Source organism: Paraburkholderia dioscoreae (assembly GCF_902459535.1).
In the GTDB taxonomy this organism is placed as follows: Bacteria; Pseudomonadota; Gammaproteobacteria; order Burkholderiales; family Burkholderiaceae; genus Paraburkholderia; species Paraburkholderia dioscoreae.
In genome coordinates this window covers 982,532-999,581 of the sequence record NZ_LR699553.1, presented here as the reverse complement: position 1 = coordinate 999,581, position 17,050 = coordinate 982,532, and the positions used below count along the sequence as shown (strand labels likewise).

Annotated in this window: 17 protein-coding genes and 1 tRNA gene; 3 read left to right on the top strand and 15 right to left on the bottom strand. The window is 63.0% G+C overall.

What is annotated here, in order from left to right:
- The first annotated feature begins 247 nt into the window (after positions 1–247).
- Entirely contained in the window at positions 248–1,555 is a 1,308-nt protein-coding gene (locus PDMSB3_RS04510) for an MFS transporter (protein ID WP_007175855.1), read from the top strand.
- Positions 1,556–1,757: 202 nt separating this feature from the next.
- Positions 1,758–1,937, top strand: a complete 180-nt coding sequence (locus tag PDMSB3_RS04505) for a hypothetical protein (RefSeq protein ID WP_007175856.1) — start codon at positions 1,758–1,760, stop codon at positions 1,935–1,937.
- Between the two features lie 55 nt (positions 1,938–1,992).
- Here the strand turns inward: PDMSB3_RS04505 and PDMSB3_RS38165 are convergent, their stop codons facing one another.
- Both PDMSB3_RS38165 and waaC read right to left on the bottom strand, forming a co-directional pair.
- The gene (locus PDMSB3_RS38165) at positions 1,993–2,127 is read right to left on the bottom strand and encodes a hypothetical protein (protein ID WP_012432108.1); all 135 of its coding nucleotides are present in this window, start codon (positions 2,125–2,127) and stop codon (positions 1,993–1,995) included.
- A 532-nt stretch (positions 2,128–2,659) separates the two neighbouring features.
- Complete coding sequence (gene waaC, locus PDMSB3_RS04500; protein WP_165185059.1) at positions 2,660–3,664, bottom strand: lipopolysaccharide heptosyltransferase I; 1,005 nt, start codon at positions 3,662–3,664, stop codon at positions 2,660–2,662.
- A 213-nt stretch (positions 3,665–3,877) separates the two neighbouring features.
- Here waaC and PDMSB3_RS04495 point away from each other — a divergent pair, with 213 nt between their 5' ends.
- A complete protein-coding gene (locus PDMSB3_RS04495) occupies positions 3,878–5,308 on the top strand; it encodes a chloride channel protein (protein WP_165185056.1) in 1,431 nt (476 codons plus the stop codon).
- 240 nt (positions 5,309–5,548) lie between these two features.
- On the opposite strand, the gene PDMSB3_RS04490 is transcribed toward PDMSB3_RS04495, so the two are convergent.
- From PDMSB3_RS04490 to serS, 13 genes are all read right to left on the bottom strand, one after another.
- The gene (locus PDMSB3_RS04490) at positions 5,549–5,860 is read right to left on the bottom strand and encodes a YXWGXW repeat-containing protein (RefSeq protein WP_165185054.1); all 312 of its coding nucleotides are present in this window, start codon (positions 5,858–5,860) and stop codon (positions 5,549–5,551) included.
- Between the two features lie 296 nt (positions 5,861–6,156).
- A complete protein-coding gene (gene minE, locus PDMSB3_RS04485) occupies positions 6,157–6,411 on the bottom strand; it encodes a cell division topological specificity factor MinE (protein WP_007175862.1) in 255 nt (84 codons plus the stop codon).
- A 14-nt stretch (positions 6,412–6,425) separates the two neighbouring features.
- Positions 6,426–7,241 carry a septum site-determining protein MinD gene (minD, locus tag PDMSB3_RS04480; protein WP_007175863.1) on the bottom strand — a complete coding sequence of 272 codons (816 nt, stop codon included), beginning with the start codon at positions 7,239–7,241 and terminating at the stop codon, positions 6,426–6,428.
- A 102-nt stretch (positions 7,242–7,343) separates the two neighbouring features.
- Positions 7,344–8,186 (bottom strand): septum site-determining protein MinC, encoded by an 843-nt coding sequence (gene minC, locus PDMSB3_RS04475; protein ID WP_007175864.1) that lies wholly within the window; start codon positions 8,184–8,186, stop codon positions 7,344–7,346.
- A 281-nt stretch (positions 8,187–8,467) separates the two neighbouring features.
- On the bottom strand, positions 8,468–9,001 hold the full coding sequence (locus tag PDMSB3_RS04470; protein WP_165185051.1) for a GNAT family N-acetyltransferase: 534 nt from the start codon (positions 8,999–9,001) through the stop codon (positions 8,468–8,470).
- 172 nt (positions 9,002–9,173) lie between these two features.
- A complete protein-coding gene (gene map, locus PDMSB3_RS04465) occupies positions 9,174–9,959 on the bottom strand; it encodes a type I methionyl aminopeptidase (protein WP_007175866.1) in 786 nt (261 codons plus the stop codon).
- A 264-nt stretch (positions 9,960–10,223) separates the two neighbouring features.
- On the bottom strand, positions 10,224–11,435 hold the full coding sequence (locus PDMSB3_RS04460) for an SAM-dependent methyltransferase (RefSeq protein ID WP_165185049.1): 1,212 nt from the start codon (positions 11,433–11,435) through the stop codon (positions 10,224–10,226).
- 12 nt (positions 11,436–11,447) lie between these two features.
- Positions 11,448–12,314, bottom strand: a complete 867-nt coding sequence (locus PDMSB3_RS04455) for a DUF1365 domain-containing protein (RefSeq protein ID WP_007175868.1) — start codon at positions 12,312–12,314, stop codon at positions 11,448–11,450.
- On the bottom strand, positions 12,311–13,612 hold the full coding sequence (locus tag PDMSB3_RS04450; protein ID WP_165185047.1) for an NAD(P)/FAD-dependent oxidoreductase: 1,302 nt from the start codon (positions 13,610–13,612) through the stop codon (positions 12,311–12,313). The genes PDMSB3_RS04455 and PDMSB3_RS04450 overlap by 4 nt, the downstream gene beginning before the upstream one ends.
- Before the next feature lie 282 nt (positions 13,613–13,894).
- Positions 13,895–14,602, bottom strand: coding sequence for a hypothetical protein (locus tag PDMSB3_RS04445; RefSeq protein ID WP_007175870.1), 708 nt, complete (start codon positions 14,600–14,602; stop codon positions 13,895–13,897).
- A gap of 53 nt (positions 14,603–14,655) precedes the next feature.
- A complete protein-coding gene (locus PDMSB3_RS37745; RefSeq protein WP_232064105.1) occupies positions 14,656–14,931 on the bottom strand; it encodes a peptidyl-prolyl cis-trans isomerase in 276 nt (91 codons plus the stop codon).
- 559 nt (positions 14,932–15,490) lie between these two features.
- Positions 15,491–15,580 (bottom strand) — tRNA-Ser (locus tag PDMSB3_RS04435).
- Between the two features lie 172 nt (positions 15,581–15,752).
- Positions 15,753–17,048, bottom strand: coding sequence for a serine--tRNA ligase (serS, locus tag PDMSB3_RS04430; RefSeq protein WP_007175871.1), 1,296 nt, complete (start codon positions 17,046–17,048; stop codon positions 15,753–15,755).
- Positions 17,049–17,050: the final 2 nt, after the last annotated feature.

Below are 17,050 nucleotides of genomic sequence, written 5' to 3'. Positions count from 1 at the left end.
GCCTTGCGTTGTTGGTCGCACGCGTCACGCAACCCGCCTGGTTATTGCCCTGGTATGGCCGCTTGCGCGGGCGAACTTCGCCGGCTGCCGTTGTAAGCTGTTGCTTCGTCGCCCGCGCCGCGCGTAGCCGTTCCACCGGCCGCCAAGCGAGCAAGGCACACGAACTTAAACAAGGACGCCGCCCACACGCGCACAACCGGCTCACGAACCGGCCGCCTCGCGGCATCACGACATTTGGAGACCCTGCATGTCCACTTCGCCGATTTCCGCAGCCCAGCCCAATGCGGCCGGGCAGAACAAGAGTTCGCGGATCATCTTCGCGAGCTTTATCGGCACCGCGATCGAGTTCTACGATTTTTACGTCTATGCGACCGCCGCGGCGCTCGTCATCGGGCCGGTGTTTTTCCCGCACGGCTCGGCCACGGCTCAGGCCTTGTCGGCCTTCGTCACGTTCGGCATCGCCTTCGTCGCGCGGCCGATCGGCTCGTTCCTGTTCGGCCACTTCGGCGACCGGATCGGCCGGAAGTCGACGCTGGTCGCGTCGCTGCTGGTGATGGGCCTGTCCACCACGCTGATCGGCTTCGTGCCGGGCTACGATTCGATCGGCAGCCTGGCGCCGATCCTGTTGTGCATCCTGCGTTTCGGCCAGGGCATCGGCCTCGGCGGCGAATGGGGCGGCGCGGCGCTGCTCGCCACCGAGAATGCGCCGGCCGGCAAACGCGGCTGGTTCGGGATGTTCCCGCAACTCGGGCCGTCGATCGGTTTTCTGGCTTCCAACGGCCTGTTCTTCGCGCTGGCGCTGTCCCTGAGCGACGAGCAATTCCGCAGCTGGGGCTGGCGCGTGCCGTTCCTCGTGAGCGCCGTGCTGGTCGCGCTCGGCTTGTACGTGCGCCTGAAAATCGCCGAGACGCCCGCGTTCCAGGCGGCGATCGACCGCAAGGAACGCGTCAAGGTGCCGATCGCCACGCTGTTGTCGCAACACTGGCTGCCCACTCTCCTCGGCGCGCTCGCGATGGTGGTCTGCTACACGCTGTTCTACAACGCCACCACGTTTTCGCTGTCGTACGGCGTGTCCGTGCTGCATATTCCGCGGCCGACGTTCCTCGGTCTGCTGTGCATCGCCGTGGTGTTCATGGCGCTCGCCACGCCGCTCTCGGCCTGGGCCGCCGACCGCTATGGGCGCAAGCCGGTGCTGATCGTCGGCATCATCGCGGCGATCCTGTCGGGCTTCACGATGGCGCCGCTGCTCGGCAGCGGACAGACGCCGCTGGTGCTGCTGTTCCTCGTCATCGAACTGTTCCTGATGGGCGTGACCTTCGCGCCGATGGGCGCGCTGCTGCCGGAGCTGTTTCCGACCAACGTGCGCTATACCGGCGCGGGTGTGGCGTATAACCTGGGCGGGATTCTCGGCGCGTCCGTGGCGCCGTATATTGCCCAGATGCTGGCCGCGCGCGGCGGCTTGCCTTGGGTCGGCGCGTATGTGTCGATTGCCGCGGCCGTCAGCATGATCGGCGTGCTGTGCATGCGCGAAACGCGCGACACGCGGCTGATGTAATGTGAGGCGCCAGACTGGATTGGCGCCCCGCTCTCCCAGTGCCGCCGCGGCGTGCGATTCTCGCGCCGCGGCGGTACAGTCCCCCTCCCCGCTTTACACCCGCTGCTTGCCGAGCATTCCTGAGTAAATTCCCTGCCTTGCGCGTCTTTTTGACATGCCTATACTCGACTCCAATAACCCTATGGCGAGCAGGGAGGCACGGATGAACATTCATCTCCACAACGCGGATATCGTCATGATCATTGCGCTGGCGCTGCTATGTTCGCTGCTGCTTGCATTGCGCTTTCGACCGGCGACATGGAAAGGCATTGTCGTGGAAGCGTTGGCTGCGAATGCGGCGGCCATCGCCGCCGTAGTCGCGTTCGAAATGCTGCTGGCCTGACGCGGACGAATGTCGCGGCGCCCTCCTTCGGCGCCGCGGCACTTAACCGGAGTAGTTACCGGTAGTAATAGCCGCCGTGGTGGTAGTACCCACCACCGCCGTAATAGCCCGGTGCCGGTGCGACGATGCAGCCACCGAGTGCCGTTGCGAGCAGCGTGCCTGCGATCAGGCTCAAGATTAAACGTTTCATATTGTTCTCCATCGAGTCAGAGTCATTCGAGCCGAAACCCCGAATGACTCGATTGAACACGACGGCGCCTCGCGCAAGCGTTGCCATTTGTAAGGGAAGATCACGGCGGTGTTACATGATCGAGGCGCGCCACGGGCTGCATCCGAAGCGCGACCACGACGAATTCATATCAGAGGAAAACACCACCTATACTTGTTTGAACGTGCCGGTCCGGCGCGAGCCTTGCTAGCGGTGCATACGCCGTGCAAATGAAAATGCCGGCGAGCGTGCATGCGATCAGGCACGCGACAAGGCTGCTTTTGCATCGCGCGAAAAATGCGCGAGTAAGCCAATTAGGTACTCAACGAAAAGCGACAGATTTAACAGGCGTGTAATGCGCGGCGCCGCGGTTCCTCTCTGCCCGCTGTTCCCCGACGCGGGCGTTTTTCGGAGGCGTTACGAGGCAGCGCCCGTTTGATCGGGCGGACTGCACGTCACGCCTCTTTTCTTTTCGGGCAAACGATTGCGCAAGAAAGACGGAGAGACCCGGCGCTCAGGCAGCGGCCGAACCGTGTTGCACGGCCACGTCATGCGGCTCGGTGTGAACGTAGTCGATTGCCGCGAGCGCGGCGCTAACGGACGGCACTGACTGGCCGTCACCGATCGAGATGGAGCGGAACGGCGATTCGATGCCGTAATGCGCGGGCGGGGTCGCCACGAAGATCATCACCGTGCGCTTTTGCAGCGCGTGCGCAAGATGGACGAAGCCGGTGTCCGTGCCGATCACGAGGGCGCACGCGTCGATCATCTGCGCGATTTCGGTCACGCTCATTTTCGGCAGCACCGTCGCGCCCGGCAACTGCGCCGCGATCTGCTCCGCTTCGATCCGCTCGCCTTCCGAGCCCCACGGCAGCACCAGTTGAAAACCGCGCTGCGTCAACTCGCGGCCGATCGCCACCCAATGGGTCACCGGCCATTTCTTGTCGTCTTTCGAGGTGGCGTGAAAGAACGCCGCGACCGGTGCGCCATTCGAGACGAACGGAAGCCCGGTGGACTCCGGCAGCCGCAGTTTGAACACAGCCGGGCCTTCTATCTCGTAGCCGAGCGCCTCGCCCGCACTGATCCGCATGCCGTGCCATGCATTGCACTGCGGACGCCGGGCGAACCGCCCGGTGTAAGCGAACGCGGCGCCGCGTTCGCCGAGATCCGGAGCCTGATAGCCGATGCGCCGCGACGAACGCGCCAGAAACGCGATGATCGCGCTTTTGTACACGCCCTGAATGTCGATGATGAAATCGTAGCGGTAGGCGCGCAGTTCGGCGATCGACGCCCAGATCGATTTGAAATCGGCCCACCGGCGCGCCTTCTTGAAGCGGCGCAGCGGCGCGCATAGCACGCGGTCCACGTTCTCGCTCCAGTGCACTACTTCGGCGAATGCTTCGTCGGCGGCCCAATCCACCTGAACGCCGGGAAACGCGCGTTTGATATCGGCGACGACGGGCAAAGCCTGCACGATATCGCCGAGTGAAGTGACCTTGACGATAAGGACTCGCTTCATTGAAGACCTGTGAGTTGTTCGAACATCAAAACATTTTAGCCGACGAATGCGATGACCTCTGCCGAACCGCACAGCGCGCACTTCGGGCATTAATACGGCGGGTTACATCGAATGCCTTACACGCAGCTCTTTTACACCATTTCAAAATACTTTCATACCGGCTCGCGGGGCGTCGCGCGCCTTATACTGCATCCTTTGCACCAGCATTCGCTCATGTTCGTGCCACTCACGCTCCGTCCGTCCAGTCTCGTTCGCCGCGCGAGGCGGCTCTGGCGCCAATATGGCGTCTTCTGGCTCGGCGCGATCGCGGTCGGCCTCGTCGCGGTGCTGTACGCGCGGCTGATCGACTGGGGCTACGGCGAATTCCGCGCCCTTCAGCACGAGCATGTGTGGGCGCCCCTGTTCATCACGCCCGCGGTCGGAGCGCTCGCCGTCTGGCTCACGCGCAAATTCTTCCGCGGTGCCGAAGGCAGCGGCATTCCGCAGGTCATCGCTATCCTTCACTCGAAACCCGGCGCATACGGAGCGCGGCTGCTGTCGTTTCCCATTCTGCTGGGCAAGATCGCCGTGTCGTTTCTGGCGATTCTCGGCGGCTTCACGATCGGCCGCGAAGGTCCGACCGTGCAGGTCGGAGCCGCGTTGATGTTCAATCTGCGACGGCTCTATCCGCGCTCGAATGCATTGATCGAACGGCAACTGGTGCTGGCCGGCGCGGCGGCAGGTCTATCCGCCGCGTTCAACACGCCGCTCGCCGGCATCGTCTTCGCGATCGAGGAATTGACGCGCAGCTTCGAGGCACGCACGAGCGGCGTGCTGATTACGGCGATCATCATTGCCGGCGTGATCGCGCTCGGTTTGAACGGCAATTACACCTATTTCGGCACGATTCAGATCGGCGCGCACTTCCCCAATCTGATGGCGCTTGCCGTGCTGCTCACGGCGGTTGTCACCGGCCTTGCAGGCGGCGCGTTCGGCTGGCTGCTGCTGAATACCGCGCGCTGGATTCCGGCGCCGCTGCGTCGATTGCATGGCGAGCGGCCGGTCGCGTTCGCCGCGCTGTGCGGTTTGGTAATCGCGGTGGTCGGCCTGATTTCGGGCGGCACCACGTTCGGCAGCGGCTACGCGGAAGCCCGCGGATTGCTCGACGGGCATGCACAGTTGTCGGTGTTTTATCCGTTCATGAAAATGATCTCGATGGTCGGCTCATACCTGCCGGGCATTCCGGGCGGCATCTTCGCGCCGTCGCTGTCGATCGGCGCGGGCTTCGGCAATCTGCTGCATCAAGTGTTCGGCTCGATGGATTTACCAATGCTGATCGCGCTCGGCATGGTCGGCTATCTGGCCGCCGTCACGCAGTCGCCGATCACCTCGTTCGTAATCGTGATGGAAATGATCAACGGCCACGCGTTAGTGATCTCGCTGATGGCCACCGCGTTGATTTCGAGCCGCGTGTCGCGGCTGTTCGCGCCGCCGCTGTACGAGTCGCTGGCGGCGCGCTATATGGCGCTGCTGGCACAACCGGCGCCCGCGCCGGTGCCGGTTGCGCCCGAAGTCGAAGCGCCCGCGCCGGCCGCGACGCAAGCCGATGATGAGCCGCCCGCCAAAGACACACACGTAGACAGCGGCGGCGCAGCGCGTCAGTAGACGACCACGGCCGGCGCGCGCAGATACACCGGCCGCGCCGGCACGACGACGCAGCCGGCCAGCATGACCGCCAGAACGGCGATCAGAAGCAGATTCTTTTTCATCACAAGGGTTTCCTGGAACACGCAGGCCGGCGCTACGCCGGGCGCATGCGCGGTGCCTATGTCGTCGAAATGGAACGGGCGGCACGCGCGGCGTTCACCGCGCCGTGCCGCAAGCCGTGGGAGCCTGTGGCGCTAATTACGCCCAGTGGCCTTCAACCCAGCGGTAGTGCGGGCCGTGCGCGACCCAGTGGCCCGGCACCCAGTGATAGCCCACGCGCGCGGCCTGCCAGTGACCGCCTATCCACACATAGCGGCCATGATCCCAGCGCCAGTGACCGCGATCCCACACGTAGCCGACACGCGGCGCGGGCACCGCTTCGTAGTGCACCGGCGGCGGCGCGGACGGCGCGATCACGACGACTTCCGCCGCAGAAGCGGATGCCATAGCGGTTGCGCCAGCGGCGATCAATACGGCGTTGGCGAGCAGCAAACGAAAGGTCTTGTTCATGTTGTCCCTCTGTAGGTGAACACCGAAGGCGGCGTTACCCGTTTAATGCGCGAGGGGATGCAATGGCTGACCGTGGGCGTGTAACGCCACGCGCTGAAGTGCAACGGATTATTTCGACGCGAGGCCAAGGCGCGCGCGAACAAGCACTGAGGCAGCGGGACCGACAAAAAGGAACGACAGAGCGGCGCGAACCGGCGCGCTCACGCGCTTCGCCCCATCACGTCATTCCGACGCACCGCAGCGAAGCGCGCGGCACGTCATATGAAACCGGCCGCGAAACGGAACAGACCCGGCGATCAGGCCTGCGGTATTTCGATCTTGACCTCGAGCACTTCGAGATCGTCCTGACGTTCGAGGCTCACGCGAATATCCTCATGGGAAATCTTCACGTACTTCGAGATCACGGCCACCAGTTCGCGTTGCAACGCAGGCAGGTAATCGGCAGGCGCATGGCCGCCGGCGCGCTCATGCGCGATGATCAACTGCAGGCGTTCCTTCGCTACCGACGCGGACTTCTTCTTCTCGCCCAGCAAAAACGAAAGAATCGACATTACGTGCGCTCCCCTTACTTGGTGCCGAAGAGGCGCTGCAGCAGCCCGGGCTTCTGGTAGTCGGTAAAGCGAAGCGATTTCTGCTCGCCGAGGAAACGCGACACGACGTCTTTATAGGCTTCGGCCACGTCGGTGCCGTCCAGGTGCACCGCCGGCAAGCCCTGGTTCGATGCGTGCAGCACCGCTTCCGATTCCGGAATCACGCCGATCAGGTCGATGCGCAGGATTTCCTGGATGTCGGTGAGCGACAGCATTTCGCCTTCGCTGACGCGCTTGGGGTTGTAGCGGGTAATCAGCAGATGTTCCTTGATCGGCTCCTTGCCTTCGATCGCGCGCTTGGTCTTCGACGACAGAATGCCGAGGATACGATCGGAGTCGCGCACCGACGAGACTTCCGGATTCGTCACGATCAGCGCTTCGTCGGCGAAATGCATGGCGAGCAGCGCGCCCGATTCGATACCGGCCGGCGAATCGCAGACGATGTATTCGAAATCCATCGCGATCAGGTCGTTGATGACCTTCTCGACGCCTTCCATGGTGAGGGCGTCCTTGTCACGCGTTTGCGACGCGGGCAGGATGAACAGGTTCTCGCACTTCTTGTCCTTGATGAGCGCCTGGTTCAGATTCGCTTCACCCTGGATCACATTGATCAGGTCGTACACCACGCGGCGTTCACAACCCATGATGAGGTCGAGGTTACGCAGGCCGACGTCGAAGTCGATCACGGCGGTTTTGCTGCCACGCAGAGCGAGGGCCGATGCAAAACTCGCGCTCGTGGTCGTCTTGCCCACGCCACCCTTGCCCGAAGTCACCACAATGATTTTTGCCATTACCCTTACCTTGTGTTCGTCAAATTCATCAATTATGTGCGGCCCTATTTGCCTGAAACGCCGCGTGCCCCGGATTGATCGAGGCAGCGCGCTTCACGTCGCTCAGGTGAGCCGCAGTGGTTCGATCATCAACTTTTCTTCTTCGAGCCAGATCTGCACCGGCTTGCCGAGCACGTCGGCCGGCAGCGGGTTCTCGGTCGTTCGATAGATGCCTGCGATCGAGATGAGTTCCGGCTCGAGACACGTACAGAAAATGCGCGCGTCGTGATTGCCCTGCACGCCGGCCAGCGCCCGGCCGCGCAGCGGCGCGTAAATATGGATGTTGCCTTCCGCGATCACTTCCGCACCGTAGCTCACGAGGCCGAGCACGACCAGGTCGCCCTTGGCGTAAATGCGCTGACCGGAGCGCAACGGCTTGTCGACCACCATGGTTTGCGACGAGGTGGCAAGACGCACCGGCTCCGCGGCCGGCGCAGGCTCGACGGCGGCGGCCGTGGCCGGCGTGCCGCTTTCCGGCGTGACCAAGGCCGCTTCGAACAGATCGGCCGGCGGCGTGGCCGTCGCGGCGGTGACAGCCGGCGCCGTGGCGGAGGCGCTGTCTTCATCCGCAGATCTAGCGGCGGCGCCACGGCGGTCGCGCGCTTCGAGCAGCGGCAAAGCTGACTCCGCCGCCCACGCCTGCTGCGCGTTGGCGACCACGCCGACCGGTCGCATGCGCACGCTGTCGAGCAGTTGCGCGATGTCGGCGAGCGGCACGCGTTCGTTCCCGGCGAGGCGCCGCACGTCGATCGCGACGACGTCGTTAGCGAAAAACTCGGGAGTCGCCTCGAAGCGCCGGGTCAGTTCGGCACGCATGGCGTCGAGGTCGGTTGTCTTGACCACGAACAGGAGGGTGTCGACAGAGCCGCTGCGAAGTTCGAAAAAGGGCGATTTCTTGGGCGACATAGCGTTCTGCAAAAATTTTTGCGTATTTTACAGGCGTCGACGCGTGCGGCGAGCTTTTTTGCCGGGAGAGCGGGCCGACGCGATAACAGTGCGGCCATGCACGGGCCGGCCGGTAGATCCGCAACGGCCGCGCGGTGGCCAGTCACGTGGCCAATCACGTAGCCCATAACGCGGACAATACGCTGGCCGTTCAGGCCGCGCTTCACGCCGATGATCCGGCGACGCACGCTCAGAAGACACGAATGGGAATCGAGCGGCAGGCTGTCGCGCCGCTCGCAAGATCACTGCTGAAACACCTGCGACGTGGTCGGCACGTGGCGCACCAGCAGACTTTCCGCCTGGTCCGGTGCACGCGCGACGCGCCGATGTTCGCCGGTCGGCCCGAAGCCGAGCGCCTCATAGAAGCGCATGGCGTTGCGATTGGCGTCGGCGACCCACGCGTAGACTTCCGTGGCGCCTTCATTCGCGAGCCACGCAGCGGCCGAATCGACCAGCAACTCGCCACCCCGCAGATGACGCACGGCCGGCGCCACCCACAGCTCGCAAACGAATGCGCGGCGCGCGGCGGTGTGTTCGAAATGCGCTTCGATCAACCCTGCCGGATGACCTTCGGTGTAAAGAATGAAGGTGGTAACAGTGAAGGAAACCGCATGATCCGCGGCGGTGGCGTCGAAACTGGCGGCGTCGGCCGACAACGCGTCCTCAAGCGTGGCGCCGAAGGCATAGGGTGCCTCCCGCAGCGACGCAGTACGGAGTTCGCGGAAAACGGCGCCCTGATCAGCGGCGATACGGCGAACGGTCAATGACGGACTCATGCAGACGAAAACCCCTTGAAACCCTAAGGCGTAGCTTTAACCGAACCGGCGCGAGAGTCAAATCATTCTTTACCGGATTGTGGAACCACGCACAGAGTCTATCCAGACTCAGCAGCATTTCGCGCGCCCGCCGCCGGCACATGCGGCGGCAGGCAGCGCGCCCTTTGCACGCTCAAGGCGCTTCGTAGCTGCCGGTGCCGTCCGGCCACGGCGTCAGCAGCTCATAGCCGTCGTCGGTGACGGCGACCATGTGTTCCCATTGCGCCGACAGCGAGCGGTCTTTGGTGACCACGGTCCAGCCGTCGCGCAACACCGTGGTGCCGGCGCGGCCGGCGTTGATCATCGGCTCGATCGTGAAGACCATGCCCGGCTTCAGGCGTATGCCCTGCCCCGGCTGGCCGTAATGCAGCACCTGCGGCTCCTCGTGGTAGACCTTGCCGATGCCGTGCCCACAATAGTCGCGCACAATCGAGAAGCCGTCGCGCTGCGCGATCTTCTGGATCGCATGACCCACGTCGCCGAGCGTGGCGCCCGGCTTCACTTCGCGGATGCCCGCGAGCATCGCCTCATAAGTCGTGTCGATCAGCTGGCGCGCCACCGTGCTCGGCTGGCCGACGCAATACATGCGGCTCGTGTCGCCGAAATAGCCGTCCTTGATGATCGCGACGTCGATATTGATGATGTCGCCGTCTTTCAGGACTTCGCCGCGATTGGGGATGCCGTGGCACACCACCGAGTTGACCGAGGTGCAGATAGTCTTCGGAAATCCCAAATAGCCGACATTTGCCGGAATCGACTTTTGCGTATTGACAATGTAGTCGTTGCACAGTGTGTCCAGCTCTTCAGTGGAGACACCGGCCTTGATATGCTCGCCGATCATCGCCAGCACGTCGGCCGCGAGGCGGCCCGAAATGCGCAGCCTGGCGATGTCGTCGGGAGTCTTGTAGGTAATGGCCATGAATTCGGTCGATGTGGGTCGAATAGGAAAGTCGATGTTCAATCGATCGCCCAATTGTACAGAGGATCGCCACAAGGCTTGCGCGAGCCATGCCAAACCGGCCAAGCTGGAAATTTGGGCAGCACCTCCCTGTCGGCCTACAGCAATAAATCAGTATGCCTTACTGACGCATTTCATCTCTGCAAAAATCCCGAACTTCACGATGTGTTTTCCGGAGCGCCTCGAATCGCCGTTTTATTCGGACGCCCCGAGAGCGGGCACACGTCAGTCCGCTTTCGAAAGGACGAACTGCATCACGTCAGTACGTCGTTCGTCGAAACCGGCTTCGCAATACGTCAGATACAGCCGCCAGGTGCGCACAAAAATCTCGTCGAACCCTTGCGTGCGGATCGTCTCGAGTTGCGCTTCGAATGCGTCGCGCCAGCGGCGCAAGGTTTCCGCGTAATCGCGGCCGAATGCGAGCGACGCGCAAGCAACGAGTCCGGCACGCCGCGCCGCCAGGCCGAAGCGCTGCGGACTCGGCAACATGCCGCCCGGAAAGATGAACTCGCGAATGAAATCGCTCGTCGCGCGATACGCGGCAAAATGCGAGTCGTCGATCGTGATGGTTTGCACCAGCGCGCGCGCGCCCGGCCGCAGACGTTCGCGCAGAATGCGGAAGTAGGTCGGCCAGAACTTTTCGCCGACTGCCTCGAACATTTCGATCGATACGATGCCATCGTACTGACCGGTCAAGGTGCGATAGTCGCGCAGTTCGAGTTTCACGCGGTCGCCCAGACCCGCTTCGCGCACACGCTGCTGCCCGGATTCGAACTGCGCCGGCGAGATCGTCACGCCGTGCACGTGGATGCCGAGGCGTGCCGCGTGCATCGCAAAACCGCCCCACCCGCAGCCGATTTCCAGAATGTGCATGCCTTCGCGCAAACCGAGCGCATCGACGATCCGTTGATATTTCGCGTGCTGCGCGTCTTCGAGCGATTGATGCAAATTGCCGTCGAACACGGCGCTCGAATAGGTGAAGGTCGGGTCGAGCCACTGCGCGTAAAACGCGTTGCCAATGTCGTAGTGCGCGTGAATATTGCGCCGGCTGCCCGAACGCGTGTTCGGCCTCAGCTTGTGGCGCAGCCCGTACCAAAGTTGCGCGAGCCAGCCGCCATACACCGTGCGTTGCAAAGCGCGCTCGTTGCGGATCGCGACGCGCAGTAGCGCGGCCAGGTCGGGCGTATCGACCCAGAAGGCGCGCCACGCGTCTGCGAAACCGATATCGCCTTTGCGCAAAATCGCGCCGCACGCGCGCCAGTCATGCATTTCCAGGCGCGCGCCGGGCGCTGCGTGGGGATCGCCGAATACGCGCTGTTGGCCGTCCGGTGTGGTCAGGATCAGATGCCCTACCTGAATCCGCTCGAGCAAGGAGAGGAACAGACGGCCTGACGCGGGGGCGGCCTGGTGCCCGCTCAGGGTTCTTGAAAGCGCCATGACGGAATCTCCTCAATCGGGCGAAACGGGGCGAGCGGCGGAGGTTGGTTGGCCCGTTGCGGTAGGGTCGGCGGATGCGTCGGCGGTCTGACCCGGTGCGGGGTTCTTGCCGTAAAACGGCGCGTTCCTGAGAGCAAGTCGCAGGGCCTGCCAGTGAATTCTCGTGACGACACCAACCGTCAGCAGCGGCTGGCGCAGCAGCGCGGCGAGCGCGGTCGCGCGCGTTAGCGGCGTCAAACGGCCGCCCAATGCGGTGCGCAGCAACAGGCCGTCCGCGTCGTGATAGTCGATCGAGACCGACGCGCTGTTGAGCGATTCCTTGATGCGGAAGGTGTAGCCGCCCTCCACGCGACAAAACGGCGACACGTGCAGCACTTTGCGGCACATGAGCCGCGTGTCCGCAGTGATCGGTGCGTTGCCGTCCGCACTCAGCAGATAACTGTGGCGCTCGCCGAATGTGTTGCGCACTTCGGCCAGCAGCGCGCGCAACCGGCCTTCGCGATCATGACAAAACCAGAAGCTGACCGGATTGAACGCATAGCCGAATACGCGCGGGAAAGCTTGCAACCAGATCCGGCCGTTCGCTTCTTCAACACCGGCTTGCGATAGTTGCGCGCGCATCCATGTGGCAAGGTCGCTGCCGTCGCGCGGACCGTGGTCACGCTGATGCAGACCAAGCGGCCGCCAACGGTCTATGCCGAACCAGCCGCTATCGAGCGCGGTCAGCCTATCCAGGTCGCAACGCACGTAAAACACCGGGTAGGTGAAGCGATGATGCTTCGGCCGCAGACGCTCGTGCATCACCTTGCCGGTCAGAAGCCAGGCGGCCGGATCGGTGCAGGTGCAGGTGCTGTTGCGGCTGTCGCTCGGCGGTTTCATAGCCTGGCCCATGCCGGCGACGCGTCGAAATCCGCGGCCACGCGCAGCGCCGATTTCAGACCGTCCTCGTGGAAGCCGTAGCCCGTCCACGCGCCCGCGAACCAAGTGCGGCGCTTGCCCTGCAGCGAAGGCAGACGGTGCTGCGCGTCGATAGCGGCCAGATCGAACAGCGGATGGTCGTACACGAAGCGGCGCAATTCGGCGCCCGGCACCGGCTGGGTCACCGGGTTGAGCGTGACGACGAGCGGCGTGCTGAACGGCAGCGGCTGCAACTGATTGACCAGATAGCTGACGCACACCGGATGCGTGCCGTCGACACTTCGGCTGCCCAGGTAATTCCACGCCGACCACACGCGCTGCCGACGCGGCAGCAGATTGGTATCCGTATGCAGCACGGCGACGTTCGGTTGATAGCGCACGGCGGCGAGTACGCCGCGCTCGTCCTGATCGGCGTCTTCCAGCAGACGCAGCGTGGTCGGCGCGTGCGTGGCGAGCACCAGCGCGTCGAAGCGCTCGGTGCCGCCGTCGGTGAACACGTCGACGCCGTCGGCGTCGCGCCGCACGCCGCGGACCGCCGTGCCGATGCGGACATCGCCGAGCGTGCCCGCTATCTGCCTCACGTATTCCCGGCCACCGCCTGCCACGGTCTTCCACTGCGGCCGGCGGTTCACCTGCAACAGCGCATGGTTCAGACAGAAGCGCAGGAACGTCGCGGCCGGGAACGCGAGGATGTCGGCGGTGGCGCTCGACCAGATCGCGGCGGCCATCGGCAGCAAATACTGCCGCTGGAAGGCGCCTCCGTAGCCGCCTTCGGTCAGCAACTCGCCCATCGACGCACGCGTTTGAATCGCCAGTTCGAGGTTGCGTTGCGCGCCGCCGTTAAAGCGCACGATGTCGCGCAGCATGCCGATGAAGGTCGGCGAAAACAGGTTGCGACGCTGCGCGAACACCGTGTTCAGACTGCTGCCGGCCCATTCGAGGCGGCCCGCGTCGAGCGAAACCGAGAAGGTCATGTCGCTCGGATGCGACCGGACGCCCAGTTCGGCGAGCAGCGCGATCAGGTTCGGATAGGTGCGGTCGTTGAACACCAGGAAGCCGGTGTCGACCGGATGGCTGTGGCCATCGAGCGTGACGTCCACGGTGTTGGTGTGGCCGCCCAGATAGCCGGCCGATTCGAACAGCGTGACACGATGATTGCGCGTGAGCAGATAGGCGCTAGCCAAACCCGAGATACCGGCGCCGATGACCGCGACCCGCGAGCCGCGCGGCAGTGGTGAGGTCGGTGCGGAATGGGGCATGGGCGCCTCTCCTGATCGGGGGCGCGCGGTCGGTTAGTGGGGTGTGCGGCGAGGGTTGCGCGTCCTTGAGGGGATTTACGCAGCCAAGGGTGAATTGGATGCAAAGGCGGTGGATCGAGCCATTTTTGATTCAACAGGTCTGGGTAGCCCGATCGTGCGAAGGCGGGTGATGCCATTTCGCGGCTGTCTTCGGCGCCCAGCATGTGGATGCGGACAAGTCGTGCGGCGCCGATTGACCGCACCGCCGCTGTCCGCCGCATTTCACCTGGCCGGCGCTTCGGTTCAAGGCTTGCTGCTTGCGTCTGTACCGGGTCGGGGCAGCGTGAAATTCAGGGTGCCGCGTCCAGAATTGAGGTCCACGTCGATCCCTTTCGCGTCCGGAGAATCCGGATCGACCTTGGGCCAGGACAGATGAAACCACGTGCCCTTGTCGTCGGTGATCGCGGCGTAGGTGGTCCCGTCCGGCGCGAAGCTTTCCTGAAGCACGTGTGTGCCGTTGCCGTCGAATATATCGATGCCCGCCAGGTCGTCCCGATCGTCGAATTGCACGTACTTGCCTGGGGGAACGGACGGAGGCGGTTGCGGCACGAAGATGTCCTTCACCTTTCCATTGTCGTAGTAAGTGAAGGTGGTCGGCGACCCGGCTTGCGGATTCGGCGAGGGGACTGCGGATATTTGCGGGTCACGTCCATTGATCGAAAAGCTGTCATGCGATCGCTTTCCCGTCACCGGGTCTCTGGGGCCGAACAGATCGAACTCCGTGCCGCGTTTGGTATCGGTCACGAAGTATCGACTCCCGTCCCGTCCGATGGTCTCCTGCGAGTGTCTGCCGTTGCCGTCAAAGTTTTCCATGCTCTGCAAGTTCCCCTGGTCGTCGAAGTGCAAGTAGCGGCCCGGGGGAACGGGTGGAGGCGATTGCGGTATGAAGTCGTTGCGATTTCCGGTCTGGTCGTGGGTCACGGCCGGCGGTGGAATATTCACGTTGGTCATGGAGGATCCTCGTTGCGGGTCCAGAGGAAATCGAGAGCACAATGCTTCGAAATTCAGGAAGCCCTGGTTTGCTGGATGAACCAAGGACATATTCGAATGTTGCGGTGGGCAATGGGTAGTGCATATACGAGACGGGCGGCCGCCTTTTCCAATGCAACCATCTCCAACTGCCGAGGAATCGCTGCTTTTGCCTGATCGAACGCAGGGACTTCCGTTGGCCGCTTCGCGTCCAGTTTTACCAGCACGCGTGCATTATCGACAACGAGTGGCGCAGGGGTAACGCCACCGCGAGGCAACTGCGCCAGCGCCTGGGCTAACGGCAACGGCACACCTTGTGTATGCTCGTCGATAACCGGTGTTCTGAAGCTGACCCACGCTAGCTCACCACCGACAGACCTGCTCGGTGCGGTGCTGTGCTGTGCTCCCGGGCGAGCCGGTCGAATGCCACGCCGGATTTCAATTGTGCAAGGACAACAGCGGCCGTTGCGTCGTCCGCGATCGAAACGCTGCGAGGCTTGTATTCATCCTTGCCGAGTGACGCGACGATCTGATCGTACTGAGCTCTTACCTGCAATCCGTGACCGGTTCCGCGTGTGGGTGCTTATATCAACGCCAGCGTTCCGTTCCACTTCTGGAATCGACGCACGACAGTCTGCTCATACGCGAGTCGTCGTCGTGCCCCTCTCCGCCTCGTGTAAAGTGGACGAAGTCGAGTGCCAAACGTATGCGCATCGCCTCCGGCAAAGTCTAAGCAGAAACTCCGACGCGCTACGAAACGTACGTGGGACAGTAAAGAACCCCAGACGCGCAAAACTGTCTTGATAGTCGAGTTGACAGTCGAAAAGCAAAAACCCCGCAGAATGAAAATTCTGCGGGGTTTTCTAAATTTGGCGGAAAGGGTGAGATTCGAACTCACGGTACCCCTAAAGGTACACTGGATTTCGAGTCCAGCGCATTCGACCACTCTGCCACCTTTCCGTGTCTTCCAACTCGCAACAACCGTACTGCAGGGCTGCTATCAAGCCAGATCCAAGCGGGTCGCTGCTTGGGAGAGAAAGATTATAGAACAGCTTAATTCGATTTCCAAGCCCCTCGTCAAAAATTTTTAAAGAGGCTTGGCAACCATTCACGGCAACCCGCCGCGCTCAAATCAGGCAGCCGGCAATTCCAGCCGCTCCAAACCGCCGAGGTACGGGCGCAACGCGGTCGGCACAGTGACCGAACCATCGGCGTTCTGGAAGTTCTCCAGCACCGCCACGAGCGTACGGCCGACGGCCAGCCCCGAACCATTCAGCGTATGCACCAGCTCCGGCTTGCCCTGCGCATTGCGATAACGGGCCTGCATGCGGCGAGCCTGGAACGACTCAGTATTCGAGCAGCTCGAAATTTCGCGATACGTATTCTGCGCCGGCACCCACACTTCCAGATCGTACGTCTTGGCAGCAGAAAACCCCATGTCGCCGGTGCACAGCGTAATCACGCGGTACGGCAACTCCAGCTTCTGCAGAATCGTTTCAGCGTGGCCGACCATCTGTTCCAGCGCGTCGTACGAGGTCTCCGGCGCGACGATCTGCACCATCTCGACCTTGTCGAACTGATGCTGGCGGATCAGACCACGCGTGTCGCGGCCATACGAGCCCGCTTCCGAGCGGAAGCACGGCGAATGCGCGGTCAGCTTGATCGGCAGCGCGTCCGCTTCGACAATGCTGTCGCGCACCGTGTTCGTCAGCGAAATTTCCGACGTGGAAATCAGATATTGCGTAACCGTGTTTTCGTCACCGCCCCTTTCGACGCGGAACATGTCGTCGGCGAACTTCGGCAGTTGGCCGGTGCCGTACAGAATTTCCGGATTCACGATGTACGGCGTGTAGATCTCCGTATAGCCGTGGTGCTGCGTGTGCGTGTCGATCATGAACTGCGCCAGCGCGCGATGCAGCCGTGCAATCTGGCCGCGCAGCATGGTGAAGCGCGCGCCCGAGAGCTTCGCGCCGGTCTCGAAGTCGAGCCCGAGCGGCGCGCCGACGTCCACATGATCCTTCACCTCGAACTCGAACTGGCGCGGTGTGCCCCAGCGGCGCACTTCCACGTTTTCGGTTTCGTCCTTGCCCAACGGCACGCTTTCGTGCGGCAGGTTCGGCACGCCGAGCAGCATGTCCGACAGACGCTTCTGGATCTCGTCGAGCCTGGCCGCCGAAGCCTTCATCTCGTCGCCGATACCGCTCACTTCGGCCATCACCGCCGAGGTGTCCTCGCCCTTGCCTTTCAGCGCGCCGATCTGTTTCGACAGACTGTTGCGGCGCGCCTGCATCTCTTCGGTACGGGTCTGGGTATCGCGGCGTTCCGCTTCGAGCGCGGTGAAGGCCGCCACGTCGAGGGTATAGCCGCGGTCGGCGAGGCGTTTGGCAACGCCGTCGAGGTCTTTGCGCAGCAGCTGAATGTCGAGCATGG

Coding starts and splice junctions, on each gene's coding strand:
- PDMSB3_RS04455 (WP_007175868.1), bottom strand. CDS start 12,314: ATGAAACCGCCGAGCGACAGCCGCAACAGCACCTGCACCTGCACCGAT.
- PDMSB3_RS04450 (WP_165185047.1), bottom strand. CDS start 13,612: ATGCCCCATTCCGCACCGACCTCACCACTGCCGCGCGGCTCGCGGGTC.
- PDMSB3_RS38165 (WP_012432108.1), bottom strand. CDS start 2,127: ATGAAACGTTTAATCTTGAGCCTGATCGCAGGCACGCTGCTCGCAACG.
- PDMSB3_RS04460 (WP_165185049.1), bottom strand. CDS start 11,435: ATGGCGCTTTCAAGAACCCTGAGCGGGCACCAGGCCGCCCCCGCGTCA.
- waaC (WP_165185059.1), bottom strand. CDS start 3,664: ATGAAGCGAGTCCTTATCGTCAAGGTCACTTCACTCGGCGATATCGTG.
- PDMSB3_RS04505 (WP_007175856.1), top strand. CDS start 1,758: ATGAACATTCATCTCCACAACGCGGATATCGTCATGATCATTGCGCTG.
- minE (WP_007175862.1), bottom strand. CDS start 6,411: ATGTCGATTCTTTCGTTTTTGCTGGGCGAGAAGAAGAAGTCCGCGTCG.
- minC (WP_007175864.1), bottom strand. CDS start 8,186: ATGTCGCCCAAGAAATCGCCCTTTTTCGAACTTCGCAGCGGCTCTGTC.
- serS (WP_007175871.1), bottom strand. CDS start 17,048: ATGCTCGACATTCAGCTGCTGCGCAAAGACCTCGACGGCGTTGCCAAA.
- map (WP_007175866.1), bottom strand. CDS start 9,959: ATGGCCATTACCTACAAGACTCCCGACGACATCGCCAGGCTGCGCATT.
- PDMSB3_RS04510 (WP_007175855.1), top strand. CDS start 248: ATGTCCACTTCGCCGATTTCCGCAGCCCAGCCCAATGCGGCCGGGCAG.
- PDMSB3_RS04490 (WP_165185054.1), bottom strand. CDS start 5,860: ATGAACAAGACCTTTCGTTTGCTGCTCGCCAACGCCGTATTGATCGCC.
- minD (WP_007175863.1), bottom strand. CDS start 7,241: ATGGCAAAAATCATTGTGGTGACTTCGGGCAAGGGTGGCGTGGGCAAG.
- PDMSB3_RS04495 (WP_165185056.1), top strand. CDS start 3,878: ATGTTCGTGCCACTCACGCTCCGTCCGTCCAGTCTCGTTCGCCGCGCG.
- PDMSB3_RS04470 (WP_165185051.1), bottom strand. CDS start 9,001: ATGAGTCCGTCATTGACCGTTCGCCGTATCGCCGCTGATCAGGGCGCC.
- PDMSB3_RS04445 (WP_007175870.1), bottom strand. CDS start 14,602: ATGACCAACGTGAATATTCCACCGCCGGCCGTGACCCACGACCAGACC.